Origin of the sequence: Bacillus sp. (in: firmicutes), from assembly GCF_031983925.1 — a bacterium.
GTDB classification, from domain to species: domain Bacteria; phylum Bacillota; class Bacilli; order Bacillales; family Bacillaceae_G; genus Bacillus_A; species Bacillus_A pacificus.
This window is the reverse complement of the sequence record NZ_DALYZR010000012.1, coordinates 21,874-37,641: the sequence shown is the minus strand read 5'-3', so window position 1 is coordinate 37,641 and position 15,768 is coordinate 21,874. Positions and strand designations below refer to the sequence as shown.

Sequence of the window (15,768 nt, the reverse complement as noted above, 5' to 3'; positions counted from 1 at the left end):
AGCAACAAAGAGCAGAAGAAGAAAAACGTAAGCAAGAAGAGAAGAAAGCTCAGCAACAGCAGTCTACACAACAGGAGAGAACACAAAAACAAGAAAAACCAACACAAGCAACAGGTGGGAAACCAACAAGATCACAAATTTCAGTTGGTTCGCATGTAGTTATTCAATTGGATAATGATTATAGTAAAACTGTAAGTGGCGTTGTAAAAGACATTTTGACACATAGTGAAACACATACATACGGCATTAAAGTTCGACTACAAGATGGACAAATTGGCCGTGTTCAAAGTGTTAAATAATGAAAAAAAGATTTGACTACTTTTCAAAGAAATAAGAACTACAAAAACCGTTTCTTTCGTAAAGGAACCGGTTTTTTGTAGCGTTTTGTTGATGCCACCATACCTGTATCAAGTTATCACATACAAGGCAATAGATGTTTTTATAATTTGACATAAGAGGAACCGAACTTGGAGGGAGTACTGGAACCATATAATCAATACACTGATGGGCATGTTTGAGCTATGGACATATCCTCTCGTTCTAATCCACTAAAAAAAGAACTTCCCCATACCCATTAGACTACTAAGCATTCCAATTCCATTCATAGTGCCTTTTCCTACTGTAAGTAAGTTTCCAAGCATTCCTGGCTGACCGTAACCGCCGTTATTCCCCCATCCCATGGGACTTATCTGTCCTCCCCATCCGGGAGAGTTTCCGAAAATACCCCAGTTATTGCTATTAAATTTAAAAGCCTTAGCTGGCGGTGAGAGTAAAGCGGCAAGATGACCTTGTGCGAACATCCCTGTATGGTTGAATGGTTGAGCCCAGGGTAAGGGAGGTTTTTGAAAATTACCTGCATGGCCTGGGAATGGAGGCCAATTAGCGGGATGTCCTTGGGGCATCATCCCTGCATAATGGATTGGCTGATCCAAAGAGAAGGGAGGGGACTGAGGATGGAAAGCTGTATAATTGGCTGGTGAATCCGAACCAACTGGATAGAAGCGATAACTCCAATTCTCAGGAATCTTCAAATCATTCATTCCCTCAGCTTTAGCTATTTGGGGCTGTACATATAATGATGACATTGAATTTTGGTGATTATAATGCTCCTGATTTCCTTTTGAATTCAAATACCGATATTGGTGCATAAGCTTATTCCCCTTACTGTAAAAATGTAATGTTAGACTTAGCCTATGTGATATTCCTTTTTATGGATGGTTACATAACTAGATTTACAAGCCTGTATTTAAAGGAATAGGTGTGGTCTTGTCTTGTTGATTTATCCTGCTATTTGTGGGCGATAAGACAACTTCACCTCAAAATGTAGCCTAATTTAATTTCGGTTAACAAATGCGTTTAATCAATAAAAAAGATTTTAAAATGTTATGTAGAGCAAGTAGAATTGCGAAAAAGAGAATATCCATTCGAAGAGTATGGCAAAATACTGCAAGGGCAATGTATTTTTGTGCAGATATGTAAACGATTGAAATTAATCAATGGAATTTATAATGAAGGGGCAAATAAATATATGAGTGAAACATTACATAAAAGAAAACCACCATATGTAATGCTTGTAATCCTTTTTATTGGGGCATTTGTTTCATTTCTAAATAACTCGCTTTTAAATGTAGCCTTGCCATCAATAATGAAGGATTTAGACATTAAAGATTATTCAACGATCCAGTGGCTTTCTACAGGATATATGCTTGTAAGTGGTATATTAATTCCGGCATCAGCATTTTTAATAACCCGCTTCTCCAATAGGAGTTTATTTATTACATCCATGTTGATTTTTATCTTTGGTACGGCTTTAGCGGCTGTAGCACCGAACTTCGGTTTATTACTTACTGGCCGGATGGTTCAAGCAGCAGGTTCTTCAGTCATGGGACCTTTGTTAATGAATATTATGCTAGTAAGCTTTCCGAGAGAAAAAAGGGGAACAGCAATGGGGATTTTTGGATTAGTTATGATTACAGCCCCAGCAATTGGACCGACATTATCGGGTTATATTGTAGAGTATTATGACTGGCGTTTGCTTTTTGAAATGATTTTACCGTTAGCAATCATAAGCTTACTGTTAGGGATTTGGAAATCTGAGAATGTCATGAGACAAAACAAAAATGCAAAACTTGATTATCTCTCATTACTATTATCTTCTGTCGGTTTTGGCGGTCTGTTATATGGATTCAGTTCTGCAAGCTCCAATGGTTGGACGAATAAAGTTGTCTTAACAACCTTAATCGTAGGCGCTATTGCCCTAATTGCTTTCATTATCCGTCAATTAAAAATGAATGAACCGTTATTGGATTTACGTGTTTACAAGTACCCAATGTTTGCACTTGCGTCTGTAATTGCAATTGTCAACGCAGTAGCCATGTTTTCGGGTATGATTTTAACACCAGCTTATGTACAAAATGTCCGCGGTATTTCACCGCTGAGCTCTGGGCTGATGATGCTTCCAGGTGCGGTAATAATGGGAGTTATGTCACCAATTACAGGTAAACTATTCGATAAATATGGCCCTCGGATTCTTGGTATAGTGGGACTTTCCATTACAGCCGTTTCAACTTATATGCTGGCAAACCTGCAAATCGACTCTAGCCACACACATATTATTCTTATTTATACGCTACGGATGTTTGGGATGGCGATGGTGATGATGCCACTTATGACAAATGGTCTTAATCAATTGCCAACTCGCTTAAATCCGCACGGTACAGCTGTTAATAATACAGCCCAACAAGTGTCCGGTTCGATTGGTACTGCTATTCTTGTTACAATTATGAATTCTGTAACAAAAACAAAAGCTGAAAGTCTAATGTCTGAATTAGATCCAACAACCTTCACAGAAGCTACGAAGGTAATGTTAATGCAGAAGGCTTTATTATCCGGAATTCAATATTCGTTCTATGTAGCGCTTGGCATGAATGTTGTTGCACTACTATTAGTTTTTTTCGTTAAACGTGTAGATACAAGCCCGGAAGCAGTCGAGAGGTTAAATCGGTAGAGTGAAATAAACTCTACATAATGATTTCTACGAGTTTTTTGCTGCTCAGAAGCTGATAATTAAAATGGGAAAAGAATTGAAAGAAACAGTGAAATAATTACACATAGTGAAAAAAGGATCTGATCTTCATATCAGATCTTTTTTCATTAGAAACTATTGGCTTTCCAAATACTACAATCTTTAGTTTTCAATTTCTGATAAACATTATAATAATACGTTTCATTTTAATTTCGTATTTTTTCTGCAAGTTATAAATCTAATAGCAACAAACAACTTAGATTACCAACCTTATAAGCAATATCATAATTGTGAATAGTTAGGGAAAAGATAAAATAAGGTAATCAATTACATATCTTTATCCCAGGCGATTCATTGCTATCGTCTTTCTATTGAATGGGATATTTTAGTATTTTTTGAAAGGGTGTTTGTAATGGATAAAAAAGTATCTGCCATTCCTCAGCCGAAAACATATGGACCGCTGGGGAACCTCCCATTAATCGATAAAGATAAACCGACCTTATCCTTTATCAAGATAGCGGAAGAGTATGGTCCCATTTTTCAAATTCAAACTTTAAGTGATACGATCATTGTCATTTCTGGGCATGAACTGGTAGCAGAAGTCTGTGACGAAACAAGGTTTGATAAAAGTATAGAGGGTGCTTTAGCGAAAGTTCGTGCCTTTGCTGGAGACGGATTATTTACAAGTGAGACTCAAGAGCCTAACTGGAAAAAAGCTCATAATATTTTGATGCCTACATTCAGCCAACGGGCAATGAAAGATTACCATGCCATGATGGTCGATATTGCCGTACAACTCGTTCAAAAATGGGCAAGACTGAATCCGAATGAAAACGTAGATGTTCCAGAGGATATGACTCGCCTTACATTAGATACAATTGGTCTATGTGGTTTTAATTATCGATTTAATAGCTTTTATCGTGAGACCCCTCATCCTTTTATTACTAGCATGACCCGTGCTCTAGATGAGGCAATGCACCAATTGCAGCGGCTGGATATAGAAGATAAACTCATGTGGAGAACGAAACGTCAATTTCAACATGATATTCAATCCATGTTTTCTTTAGTAGATAATATTATTGCTGAACGTAAAAGTAGTGGGAATCAGGAAGAAAATGATTTACTTTCCCGTATGTTACATGTGCAAGATCCGGAAACTGGTGAAAAATTAGATGATGAAAATATTCGTTTCCAAATTATTACCTTCTTAATAGCTGGACATGAGACAACAAGTGGATTGTTATCTTTTGCAATCTATTTTTTATTAAAGAATCCAGATAAATTGAAAAAAGCCTATGAAGAAGTAGACCGTGTTTTGACAGATCCTACTCCAACATATCAACAAGTTATGAAACTTAAGTATATACGTATGATTTTAAATGAATCGCTACGTCTATGGCCTACTGCTCCAGCATTCAGTCTCTATGCAAAAGAAGATACAGTGATTGGTGGGAAATATCCAATTAAAAAAGGAGAAGATCGTATTTCTGTCCTTATTCCACAGCTACATAGGGATAAAGATGCGTGGGGAGACAATGTGGAAGAATTCCAACCTGAACGATTTGAAGATCTGGATAAGGTTCCTCACCATGCTTATAAGCCATTTGGAAATGGGCAAAGAGCATGTATCGGTATGCAGTTTGCACTTCATGAAGCCACACTCGTAATGGGAATGCTTCTTCAACATTTTGAATTCATTGATTATGAAGACTATCAGCTGGACGTAAAACAAACATTAACGCTAAAGCCTGGTGATTTTAAAATTAGGATTGTACCTCGAAATCAAAATATTAGCCATACTACTGTTCTTGCGCCTACAGAAGAGAAACTGAAAAACCATGAAATCAAGCAGCAAGTTCAGAAGACTCCTTCTATTATTGGAGCCGATAATCTTTCGCTTCTTGTTCTGTATGGCTCGGATACAGGGGTAGCAGAAGGTATTGCAAGAGAACTAGCAGATACAGCTAGTTTAGAAGGTGTTCAAACGGAAGTGGCAGCTCTTAACGATCGAATTGGAAGTTTGCCAAAAGAAGGAGCGGTTCTTATTGTAACTTCTTCTTATAATGGAAAGCCGCCAAGTAATGCAGGACAGTTTGTGCAGTGGTTGGAAGAATTAAAACCGGATGAGCTAAAAGGTGTTCAATACGCAGTTTTTGGTTGTGGAGACCATAATTGGGCTAGTACCTATCAGCGAATACCAAGATACATTGATGAGCAAATGGCTCAAAAAGGAGCAACAAGATTTTCTACACGCGGAGAAGCGGATGCAAGTGGTGATTTCGAGGAACAGCTCGAGCAATGGAAAGAAAGTATGTGGTCTGATGCGATGAAGGCATTTGGATTGGAACTTAACAAAAACATGGAGAAAGAACGCAGTACTTTGAGTCTGCAATTTGTCAGCCGTCTTGGAGGGTCTCCTCTTGCGCGAACATATGAAGCAGTTTATGCATCTATATTAGAAAATCGTGAACTTCAATCATCTAGCAGTGAAAGAAGCACGCGACATATTGAGATATCATTGCCAGAAGGGGCTACGTATAAAGAAGGAGACCACCTTGGGGTGCTACCAATTAATAGTGAGAAAAATGTCAATCGAATTTTAAAACGCTTTGGATTAAACGGGAAGGATCAAGTCATATTAAGCGCAAGTGGGCGCAGTGTAAATCACATACCTTTAGACAGTCCTGTTCGTTTATATGACCTTCTTAGTTATAGTGTAGAAGTGCAAGAAGCAGCCACTCGAGCACAAATACGAGAAATGGTGACATTCACAGCATGTCCTCCTCATAAAAAGGAATTGGAATCATTATTGGAAGACGGAGTTTATCATGAACAAATATTAAAGAAACGTATTTCAATGTTAGATCTTCTTGAAAAGTATGAGGCTTGTGAAATCCGATTTGAACGTTTTTTAGAACTTCTTCCGGCGCTCAAACCGCGTTACTATTCAATTTCAAGCTCTCCACTCATTGCACAGGATCGTCTGAGTATTACGGTTGGTGTTGTGAATGCGCCCGCATGGAGCGGGGAAGGGACATATGAAGGAGTCGCTTCTAATTATTTAGCTCAGCGTCATAATAAAGATGAGATTATCTGTTTCATTCGAACGCCACAATCAAACTTTCAATTACCTGAAAATCCAGAAACCCCAATTATCATGGTTGGACCAGGTACTGGAATTGCACCATTCCGTGGGTTCTTACAAGCGCGTCGCGTTCAAAAGCAAAAAGGTATGAACTTAGGAGAAGCGCACCTATACTTTGGTTGTCGTCATCCTGAAAAGGATTATCTCTATCGTACAGAACTAGAAAATGATGAAAGAGATGGATTAATCTCTTTACACACAGCTTTTTCTCGCTTAGAAGGACATCCTAAAACATATGTACAGCATGTAATAAAAGAAGATAGAATGAATTTAATTTCGTTATTAGATAATGGGGCCCATCTTTATATATGTGGTGATGGAAGTAAAATGGCTCCTGACGTAGAAGACACCCTTTGTCAAGCCTATCAAGAAATTCATGAAGTCAGTGAACAAGAAGCAAGGAATTGGTTGGATCGTCTGCAAGATGAAGGGCGATATGGAAAAGATGTTTGGGCTGGTATATGAATGTTTCTTAATTAGATAAGTAATATGTAACGAATGAAATTCTTTTGAATAATTGTTGATTTAAATAATAAACTCCTGGCAAAAAGTATTAATGAAGAAGAAGGATTCCATTGGAAAATATGGACGGAGAATGAAAAAACGAAAGAAGCTGGAGGCATCTATGTATTTGAAGAAAAACAAGATGCTGAAAAATACGCCGAAATGCACAAAAATAGACTTCAAGCATCTCGTGTTAAAGATATTAGAGTAAGAATTTTTCATATCAATGATAAGTTAACGAAATTGAATCATGGTTATAGTAAATAATAAGGGACACAGGATGCAAAAAAGAAGGGATTATCCCTTCTTTTTTGCATTCTTCCTTTATAAAAAAATTCCTATATAAATAGGAATACGTATGTCGGCATATAGTTCCTTAGAAAAGGGTACGCCCCTTACTGGGAGGTAAGGGGCACAGGAAATGCAAATTTATTGTAATTTGCTAAGTTGATTATAACATATATACCTGTCTATACATGTTACGAAATTATGAACAAAACTATTATTCAGTAGCTAGGGGAGGGAAGGTTGTATGATTTAAGCTGTTTTTAAAGGGGATAACAGAGAAAATACAAGAAAAGACCTGGTAACAGGTCCATTTTTTTATTGCTTTTCAGAATTCCCTTGTTCTAGAATATATGCTTCTTCTTGTTTTGATGTCGCTAATTCGTATGCTTGACCAGTGCTGTTATTTTCCAATTCCCATAATAAATTATGCTCCTCAACGGATTGAGAGAAATCGCCTTCATACCAACGAACCAAAATCTTGAGGTACTGTTCTTTATGTTGTAAGGTTCCACTATTACTTTCATCAATTACTTGACGTACTGTTTCGATGTTTTCTGGAGTCATTTTAATGAACCCTTGCTTTTCGTGAGATAATACTTTTTGATGAGTCATTTTATGCATTGCACTAATTATATGACGATCAGAATTGAGGTCAAGTATTACCTCTTCCCCTTTAATTTTATCAGTCTGCTTTTCCTTAACGTCTGAACCTGCATATGTACCGACTTTGTAACCAGTAAAAATACCAACTGCTATAGCAATAACGAAGCTTGATGTGATTTTAATCTATTTTTTCAAAATTATTCCCCCTTTTGATTGAAGTGTAACATAAAAGAAGAGCTGTATACCGCTATCTATCTGTGTGATTTACATAAAGTATCATTATTGGTCAATAGATGCATACCGTCTTACTCCGGATGGTATTGCGAATAAGTCAAATTGGTTATCGGCGTTAGTTAGTACCGGGGATTCTGATCGAAAAGGAAAGATTTGTGGTTGTATAACGGAAGTCACTTTAGAAAGAAGTAAAGCTTTAAAGGCTGCTGGTCATGAACCTGTAGGACGTTTTAGGTGGTAAAAATAAAAAGGATAGTAGTAAGTTATCCTTTACACTTCAACTTGCTGAAATAGCGAGATATACGTATTATTATGATTGTAAGACTGAAGGACTCTCTGGATATTATCATGATGTAAAACGCTTCAAAGAAGTAAAAGAGTTATAATAAAACTACTTCTAATAGGGATACAATACCCTTATAGGAAAAGGGAGGAGACTTTTATTTGTGAAAAGATTGATTCAAGTCATCTTAGTAAGTACATCATTCCTAATTCTTAGTGGCTGTTATTTCTCTAAAGATAAACTGAATCACCCCATACAAGAATATTTAAAAACAAACTATGGAATACAAGGGGAGTTTTCTGTTATTCAGACAGATAATAATTGGTTTGGAGGAATTGGTCATCAAACTTATGTAGAAATGAAAAAGCCATATCATGCTTATCCGTTTTTAATGATTGAAAGGGGTACTTTGAAAATTTTAAATGATGACAGTGACGATATCTATTTTGAACAATTCAAGGGTGCATATATTGAGCAACATCCAGAAGTAGTTCAAGTAATTGAACAGATCATAAAAAAATATGGATTAGTGAAATATCCTAATAAATTTGTCTCGGTAGAAAATGGTCCTGTTTATATATTTCCTTACGACAACCTTAAGTTTAATATAATTTATTCTCAAGAGCTACTTGATGATTTTAAAAAGACCCAAAAGATAGATACTACTAAACTTTTACCTACATTAATACCGAGTGACCCACGACGTGAAAATTATAATGTCAGGTATTTAGGTGTAGTAAATTTTCTATTTAAATTTGACATGTCTAAAAATAAACATCCTATTCCAAAGGCCCAAGATCTAATTGAGGACTTTCAAAAAAGTGGAGTATTAACAAAAGGGATATACAACATAGATATGCTCGTAGACGATTCAAATGGGGGATCGGAATATAATAATGTAGCTTTGTTTGAAGTCGATGAAGGTGGTAAATACACTATAATTGCTACTCCTAAATATGATGAGTTAGATAATTCTTACTTTTACGGAGATTATGCAGCAAAAACTCTAGAATAGAACCTTAGGTTAATTTGTTCAATCTTTTTTCAAAACACGTTTTTAGTTTTTACACGTTTCTCGGCTGTACCCCCTTTAAGGATTATGGTATTTTGATTAAATCCTTAAAGGGGAATTGTTTTCAAATATACTATTCGTAGTATTAATAACTAAAGTCACTAAATATTTTCGACTATCCTCATTATCTGAACTTGAATAAGTAATACTTTTAATTGCAAATCAATTGTTTAGCATTTCATGTAATCTCGTCTCTACTGTGGTGTGTGCTCTAATCCAATTTCCCTAATATTTGTTTATGGCATCTGACATCGTAGATTTCATTGTTTGTAACAATTTTTCTTTTGTTATTATGTTTTGTACATTTTTAAAAGGACCACCTAAAGATTCACCATTTTGATCCTTAATCTCTAGTTCTGTTATCTTTTTATTATTCCTCTGAATGAGTTGAAATAGAGCATATAAACTATCTAAATCTACTGAATCCAATTGGCTAAAGTCAATCTCGTTACTCATTTGTAAAGTTAATAATAATTCATTAGTTGGTTTTCCTTCATCTGGATTTTTATTATCTAAAATATATTGAAGAACATTTTCCGTTTCAGATTCCACGTAACCTAATTTTTTTATTTCTTCTAGTATTGGTTTGAATTTCTTATATTCCTCATATGTTTTTTTTCCATATTGGTATTCATCACCTACTGGATATGAATAGAGGAGACCTTGTACCTTTACTCGGAATTTTAGATATTTGTTATTTTTTTCTTGCACAGTATGGTAGGTATCACCCCCATTATTTTCATTTATCGGGCTCCAATGTGTTACAACAACATCAATACCGTGTTTTTTTTTTATATATTCTTGTATCTCAGCTCCATTTTCTTGATTACAACCACTTAGACATAAGAAACATAATAATAGCAATATTACATGTTTCAATCTTTTCATATAAGCACTCCCTACGTAAGAATTAATTCTTGAATGCGCAGCACACTACAAAACCTTCTTTTCCTGAGTCGTATACTTTAACTTTTATCCCGCTTTAATGGGCAGTAAGACCCCCACCTCAAAATTCGGCGAAAGCAAAGAAGTTAGGCGGGGGTCGGGCTGCCCATATTTGAATCTTAAATCATTTAAGTTCCTGACGTTCTAACTATATTGCTTGGAGTATTACTGTCTTAAAATATATAACTTATTTGTTTTAAAGTCTTTCTCAATTCTATAAGCACATGGTTTATTGGGTTCATATGTAAAACGTACATTCATACCATGGTATTTATTTTACTATAAAATCTGGTTCTATTATTAAAATATTCCTTTATCTCTCCGTCTCAAAAAACTCAATCCACTCTCCATCAGGACCCGCGAAGAATATGTAACGTGTTCCATCTGGTAATGTTTCAATTTCCTCTCCTAGTAGGAAGGTTACGCCGTGTTTCTGTATTCTTTCGATTTCATCCTCTAATGAATCCACTTTAAAGCAAATGTGATGTACTTTTCCTTCTGCCGGAAGGGAAGAGTTGTAGCCTTCAATTAATTCGAGTATCGTTTCTTTTGATTCCTCCACACCTAAAAAAGCGAGTTTTAAGTCTGGATTCGGGTGTCCCATACGTTTAATGAGTTGTAAGCCAACTACTTCTTCATAAAATGCGATAGATGTTTCTAGGTTTGCAACCATAAGTCCGACGTGTTCAATTCTTCTAACTGGCATGTAGATTCCTTCTTTCTGAAAATTATATACAATATGTTATTGAAAATTAAGAAAATAAGCAAGATAAAAACCTTACAAATTTTAGCGTGTTATATGGTATAGTGAGAAAGTATGTTTGGGGAGAAGGAAGGAGATTATACGATGAATACACCTACTCAAACTCCTTCATTATCGGAAACGATGAAAGAGTGGCATTATGCATTAGCGTATGAAATTAAACATTGGAAAACGATAGGTGGTAGTAAAATTTCTATAATGAACGGTCGTTTTTTATATACAGATTATGAAAGTACAGTATACGTATTTCAGCTTATTTCGGAAGTAAGCTTACCGGAAGGTTCACCGATTCGAATTGAGTTCGATGGTGAGGAAGCGACAGGAGAAGTATTATCTGTACATGGATTAGAAATAGAATTGAAATTAAATGATTATATACAAGGTGAAATACGAGAAGCGGTTTTATATAGTGAACCGTGGCAATTGTTAGAGCAACTACAAGAGCGATTAAAAGAAGCGCGTAAAGATAAGCTAAAACGTAATCGTATAAAGCGTCTTGTTGATGGGACGAGTAGTCCGAAGCATATTGAGAAGATGAAAAATCCGAAAAATGAATTGGCGTATCGTTCATTTTACAATCCGACGACGTACGTGTGGGGACCGCCTGGAACAGGGAAGTCTTACAATTTATCACGTATTATTTCGGCTCATTACCAAAAAGGAAAATCGGTACTTGTATTAGCTCATAGTAATGCGGCAGTGGACGTATTAATGAGCGAAGTAACGAAGCAAATTGAAAAGAAAAAGAAATGGACGCCTGGCGAAATTGTTCGTTACGGTTATAGCCAGCATGAACATATACGAAATCATGAAACGTTACTTGCGTCGAAGCTAGTTGAAACGACGAACGGATCTTGGGGAGAAGAAAGACTCTATTTAGAAGAAACACGACAAGATCTTCGTGAAAAGATTTTATCATATAAAGCGACTTCTGCTGATAAGAAGCGTATACAAGAGATTGAAAGTGATCTTCGAAAGCAAAAAGCGAAAATTAAAGAGGTAGAAAAAGAATACATTGAAAATGCGAAAGTAATCGGCGCAACTTTATCGAAATGTGCCATTGATTCACTTATTTATGAGCGTACATTTGATTTAGTTGTTGTAGATGAAGTAAGTATGGCATATGTTCCACAAATCGCATTAGCTGCATCACTTGGAAAACGTATCGTCGTTTGTGGTGACTTTTTACAGTTACCTCCAATTGCGATGGCGAACCATGAACTCGTTCGAAAATGGCTTGGAGAAGATATGTTTTACCATGCCGGGATTGTTGAGTCTGTTAATAAATCAGAAGCACACCCGAACCTGTTTATGCTGCAGGAACAAAGACGTATGCATGCGGATATATCTAAATTTACAAACTCGTTTATTTATAAAAATAGAGTATACGATCATCCGTCTGTTTCAGAGCGTAAAGAACTTGCAAAACTACAACCGTTCGCAAATGAGGCGAGTGTTTTATTTGATATGAGTTTAATGGGAGCTTTTTCGTTAAAAGACGCTGCTTCTGGTTCTCGTTTTAACATTATGTCTGGTTTAGTAGCGATGCAAATGATGTTAATCGGACTGTTAGACGGTGTTCAATCGATCGGTGTTGTTACACCTTACAGAGCGCAATCCCGCTTCTTATCAACGTGTATGAGAGAAATGTTGCAAAAAACGAAGTATCGTCACATACCTGTTTTAGCAGCAACGGTTCATAAGTTCCAAGGTTCTGAAAGGGATATGATGATTTTTGATACAGTAGATAGTTATCCGCAAGAACGACCTGGCGTGTTATTCTTTGACCATAAAAATCATCGCCTCGTCAACGTTGCAGTGACAAGGGCAAGAGGGAAGTTCATTCAACTATCAGATTGTCATTATATGCGTAAAAACCTTTCGAGAAAACAAGCGTTATCACAATTAACAGCTCATATAGAACGTCACGGAGATGTGTATGATCGTACGACATCAAGACAATTATGGGAGCGGAAAATTTCGAAACGTTTACGCTGGTTTATGGAAATGAATCTTGAAGAGCCAAAAGGTTTATTGAAAGATATTTTAGCTGCAAAACGAAAGATTATTATTTCACTTCCAAGCACAAAGCAAGTGGATAAGCGAGTATGGCAAGCATTAATGCGTACAAATGCGCAAATAACAGTGTATAGTGATGGACCAGTTCCACTGAAAAATGTAAAGTTACAAAGGCAAAATAAAGCATTCCCGTTTATCGTAATCGATGATGAAATCTTTTGGGCAGGCGCACCACTCACATCTCAAATGATGTTTGAAGGTAGTACGGAATTCCCGTACGTATGTGCGAGACTGCAAGCACCTGAGACAATTGGTGTATTAAAAGGATTTTTAGATATCCGGTAAATTCGGATAGGAATTCCTTGACTTTTATTTAAAATGAACTTAGAATGAATGTAATTTAATATAATTTTATGAAAATTCTTATCACGAGAGGTGGAGGGACTGGCCCTATGATACCTCGGCAGCGGATTCGTTATGAATACTGTGCCAATTCCAGCAAGGTAACTTGAAAGATAAGAAAGAAGCTCATTTTGACTGTATATGCAGAAGCCTCTTTCTATCTTTTAGAAAGAGGCTTTTTTATGTGAAAATATAAGGGGGAAGAAAAATGGGAGCGACAGGAGTAACGTCACAAAGAAAAACAATTGAAGAGAGTATTGAAAGAAATAAGGAAAAGTACATAGAAACAAGTCACGATATTCATGCGAATCCGGAGATTGGTAACCAAGAGTTTTACGCATCAAGAACGTTGAGTTTATTGCTAGGGAGTGCAGGATTTCAGCTGCAGCACAATATAGCTGGACATGAAACGGGATTTATCGCGCGAAAAAGCTCTGGGAAACAAGGACCAGCAATCGCATTTTTAGCGGAGTATGACGCTTTGCCAGGACTAGGCCATGCGTGTGGTCACAACTTAATCGGCACAATTAGCGTTGCGGCAGCAATTGCATTATCAGAAACGCTTGAAGAAATTGGCGGGGAAGTTGTCGTATTCGGAACACCAGCTGAAGAAGGCGGACCGAACGGTAGCGCAAAATCGAGTTATGTAAAGGCAGGCTTATTTAAAAATATTGATGCGGCGCTTATGATTCATCCGAGTGGGAAAACAGCGACAACGAGTCCTTCACTAGCAGTCGATCCACTTGATTTTCATTTTTACGGAAAAACAGCTCATGCTGCAGCTTCACCTGAAGAAGGAATTAACGCATTAGATGCGGTGATTCAGCTGTACAACAGTATTAACGCACTTCGCCAACAACTTCCGTCAGATGTGAAGATTCATGGTGTTATTACAGAAGGCGGAAAAGCACCTAACATTATTCCTGACTACGCCGCAGCAAGATTCTTCATCCGTGCAGCGACGCGAAAAAGATGTGCGGAAGTAACAGAAAAAGTAAAAAATATTGCTCAGGGAGCAGCGTTAGCAACAGGCGCAAAAGTGAAAATCCATCAATTCCAAAATGAAATCGATGAACTACTCGTAACAAAAACATATAACGATATTGTAGCCGAAGAATTAGAATTACTAGGTGAAGATGTAAACCGTAAAGAAAGACTAGGCATTGGTTCAACCGACGCAGGAAACGTAAGCCAAGTCGTACCGACCATTCATCCGTACATTAAAATCGGCCCAGATGACTTAATTGCACATACGAATGAATTTAGAGAAGCAGCACGTTCAGAATTAGGAGACAAAGCATTAATTACATCGGCAAAAGCATTAGCAAATACGGCGTATCGATTAATTACGGAAGAAGGGCTGTTAGAGAAGGTGAAGGAGGAGTTTAGAGAGGCGCAGAGGAATCAGGGGTAAGGGGATTAAGGTGCTCTTTTCGCAGCGCAATTTAATTAATAAGTAGAGATATAAAAAAAGAACATTGAAAATCAATGTTCTTTTTTTGTTTAATAATCATTAATTTTGTTGGTTTTTCTCATAAAGGAAAAACTTTTACTGTTAGCGGAGGATAATATGTATCTCTTTATTAGAACGACAATTTCTCCTCAAACTCACTCTTTAAAACAATTAAAGGAGACGATAAGCCGAATTGCATTAAAGAGTCTAAAAATGCAGCGAGAGAATCCATCGAATCGCTCATGACCTTCATCATATAATTAAATTCTCCGCTAATTCGATATAAATCTGTTACTTCAGGAGCGGCATTACAATACTGGATAAAATCAGAGCATTGGCTCGTTTTAAACATGATGAATGGTGGAACTTTTTTAATCAAACTTTTTTAAAAATTAACATAAATACTTGCAATGTTTAAATTAGTACTATATAGTTCTATTTATGACAAAGATAAAATTAATGAATCAAAAACGTGTGATTGAAGTAGCTGCAACATTATTTTTAGAAAAAGGGTTTGCTTATACAAGTATGGATGAATTAGTACGTGTAAGCAAAGTTTCAAAGTCTAATGTGTATTATCACTTTTCTAATAAGGAAGTATTATTAGAAGGGGTCGTTGATTATTGGATTGAAATGTATCAATCTGCAATTGATGACGTAATTTCTCAGAACCAATTTTTAGTTGAAGATCGTATCCAACTGTTTTTAAAGCAATTAGCACAAGGAGTTCAGTCGAGAGAGTATAAGGGGAGCTGTCCATTTATTACTCTTTATATTCAAAGTCCTACACAGGCCACGCAAATAAAAGAAAAAATAGGTCTTTTTTTTACAGGATTACAAGAGAAAGTTTCTCTATTACTTAAACAAGGGATAGAGAATGGAGAATTCAGAAATACGATTCATATTGATGAGGTTGCATCACTTTTTATTACAAATCTTGAAGGGGCGTTATTTATTTCAGAAACATTGAAGGATGCAACTGTAATCACGAAAACAGCAGATCATTTTTTTAAATTGCTTCGATAAAAGAAG

General features: G+C 36.4%; 11 protein-coding genes, 3 pseudogenes and 1 riboswitch. Of the genes and pseudogenes, 9 read left to right on the top strand and 5 right to left on the bottom strand.

The window, feature by feature from the left end; all coding sequences use genetic code 11:
- A partial coding sequence (locus tag RTP99_RS23500; RefSeq protein WP_225991155.1) for a YwbE family protein occupies positions 1-299 on the top strand: 299 nt, incomplete at its 5' end.
- A gap of 249 nt (positions 300-548) precedes the next feature.
- On the opposite strand, the gene RTP99_RS23495 is transcribed toward RTP99_RS23500, so the two are convergent.
- Positions 549-1,148 carry a hypothetical protein gene (locus RTP99_RS23495; protein ID WP_000554415.1) on the bottom strand — a complete coding sequence of 200 codons (600 nt, stop codon included), beginning with the start codon at positions 1,146-1,148 and terminating at the stop codon, positions 549-551.
- A gap of 380 nt (positions 1,149-1,528) precedes the next feature.
- Here RTP99_RS23495 and RTP99_RS23490 point away from each other — a divergent pair, with 380 nt between their 5' ends.
- The 3 genes and pseudogenes from RTP99_RS23490 to RTP99_RS23480 all read left to right on the top strand — a co-directional run.
- Entirely contained in the window at positions 1,529-3,007 is a 1,479-nt protein-coding gene (locus RTP99_RS23490) for a DHA2 family efflux MFS transporter permease subunit (protein WP_000005111.1), read from the top strand.
- Positions 3,008-3,437: 430 nt separating this feature from the next.
- Positions 3,438-6,635 carry a bifunctional P-450/NADPH--P450 reductase gene (gene cypD / locus RTP99_RS23485; protein WP_000359049.1) on the top strand — a complete coding sequence of 1,066 codons (3,198 nt, stop codon included), beginning with the start codon at positions 3,438-3,440 and terminating at the stop codon, positions 6,633-6,635.
- Between the two features lie 75 nt (positions 6,636-6,710).
- Positions 6,711-6,941, top strand: a pseudogene (locus RTP99_RS23480) (monooxygenase); the annotation flags it as partial.
- Positions 6,942-7,277: 336 nt separating this feature from the next.
- Here RTP99_RS23480 and RTP99_RS23475 read toward each other — a convergent pair.
- Complete coding sequence (locus RTP99_RS23475) at positions 7,278-7,748, bottom strand: PRK06770 family protein (RefSeq protein ID WP_046647533.1); 471 nt, start codon at positions 7,746-7,748, stop codon at positions 7,278-7,280.
- A gap of 76 nt (positions 7,749-7,824) precedes the next feature.
- On the opposite strand from RTP99_RS23475, the gene RTP99_RS23470 reads away from it, so the two are divergent.
- On the top strand, positions 7,825-8,040 hold the full coding sequence (locus RTP99_RS23470; RefSeq protein WP_011040494.1) for a hypothetical protein: 216 nt from the start codon (positions 7,825-7,827) through the stop codon (positions 8,038-8,040).
- 205 nt (positions 8,041-8,245) lie between these two features.
- Positions 8,246-9,097, top strand: coding sequence for a hypothetical protein (locus tag RTP99_RS23465; protein ID WP_000825660.1), 852 nt, complete (start codon positions 8,246-8,248; stop codon positions 9,095-9,097).
- Between the two features lie 105 nt (positions 9,098-9,202).
- Here RTP99_RS23465 and RTP99_RS23460 read toward each other — a convergent pair.
- Both RTP99_RS23460 and RTP99_RS23455 read right to left on the bottom strand, forming a co-directional pair.
- Positions 9,203-10,042: pseudogene (locus tag RTP99_RS23460) on the bottom strand (hypothetical protein); the annotation flags it as partial.
- 370 nt (positions 10,043-10,412) lie between these two features.
- Complete coding sequence (locus RTP99_RS23455) at positions 10,413-10,805, bottom strand: VOC family protein (RefSeq protein ID WP_001145272.1); 393 nt, start codon at positions 10,803-10,805, stop codon at positions 10,413-10,415.
- Positions 10,806-10,916: 111 nt separating this feature from the next.
- On the opposite strand from RTP99_RS23455, the gene RTP99_RS23450 reads away from it, so the two are divergent.
- Together RTP99_RS23450 and RTP99_RS23445 are read left to right on the top strand one after the other, a co-directional pair.
- A complete protein-coding gene (locus RTP99_RS23450; RefSeq protein ID WP_041184682.1) occupies positions 10,917-13,226 on the top strand; it encodes an AAA domain-containing protein in 2,310 nt (769 codons plus the stop codon).
- Between the two features lie 75 nt (positions 13,227-13,301).
- A riboswitch (SAM riboswitch) is annotated at positions 13,302-13,403 on the top strand.
- An 88-nt stretch (positions 13,404-13,491) separates the two neighbouring features.
- Positions 13,492-14,697, top strand: a complete 1,206-nt coding sequence (locus tag RTP99_RS23445) for a M20 family metallopeptidase (protein ID WP_000501371.1) — start codon at positions 13,492-13,494, stop codon at positions 14,695-14,697.
- Positions 14,698-14,866: 169 nt separating this feature from the next.
- Here RTP99_RS23445 and RTP99_RS23440 read toward each other — a convergent pair.
- Positions 14,867-15,109, bottom strand: a pseudogene (locus tag RTP99_RS23440) (Lrp/AsnC ligand binding domain-containing protein); the annotation flags it as partial.
- A gap of 86 nt (positions 15,110-15,195) precedes the next feature.
- Here RTP99_RS23440 and RTP99_RS23435 point away from each other — a divergent pair.
- Positions 15,196-15,762, top strand: coding sequence for a TetR/AcrR family transcriptional regulator (locus RTP99_RS23435; RefSeq protein ID WP_001072316.1), 567 nt, complete (start codon positions 15,196-15,198; stop codon positions 15,760-15,762).
- The last annotated feature ends 6 nt before the right edge of the window (positions 15,763-15,768 follow it).

Excerpts from the sequence above, each read along its gene's own strand:
- RTP99_RS23495 (WP_000554415.1), bottom strand. The coding sequence starts at position 1,148 with ATGCACCAATATCGGTATTTGAATTCAAAAGGAAATCAGGAGCATTAT.
- RTP99_RS23490 (WP_000005111.1), top strand. The coding sequence starts at position 1,529 with ATGAGTGAAACATTACATAAAAGAAAACCACCATATGTAATGCTTGTA.
- cypD (WP_000359049.1), top strand. The coding sequence starts at position 3,438 with ATGGATAAAAAAGTATCTGCCATTCCTCAGCCGAAAACATATGGACCG.
- RTP99_RS23455 (WP_001145272.1), bottom strand. The coding sequence starts at position 10,805 with ATGCCAGTTAGAAGAATTGAACACGTCGGACTTATGGTTGCAAACCTA.
- RTP99_RS23450 (WP_041184682.1), top strand. The coding sequence starts at position 10,917 with ATGTTTGGGGAGAAGGAAGGAGATTATACGATGAATACACCTACTCAA.
- RTP99_RS23445 (WP_000501371.1), top strand. The coding sequence starts at position 13,492 with ATGGGAGCGACAGGAGTAACGTCACAAAGAAAAACAATTGAAGAGAGT.
- RTP99_RS23435 (WP_001072316.1), top strand. The coding sequence starts at position 15,196 with ATGAATCAAAAACGTGTGATTGAAGTAGCTGCAACATTATTTTTAGAA.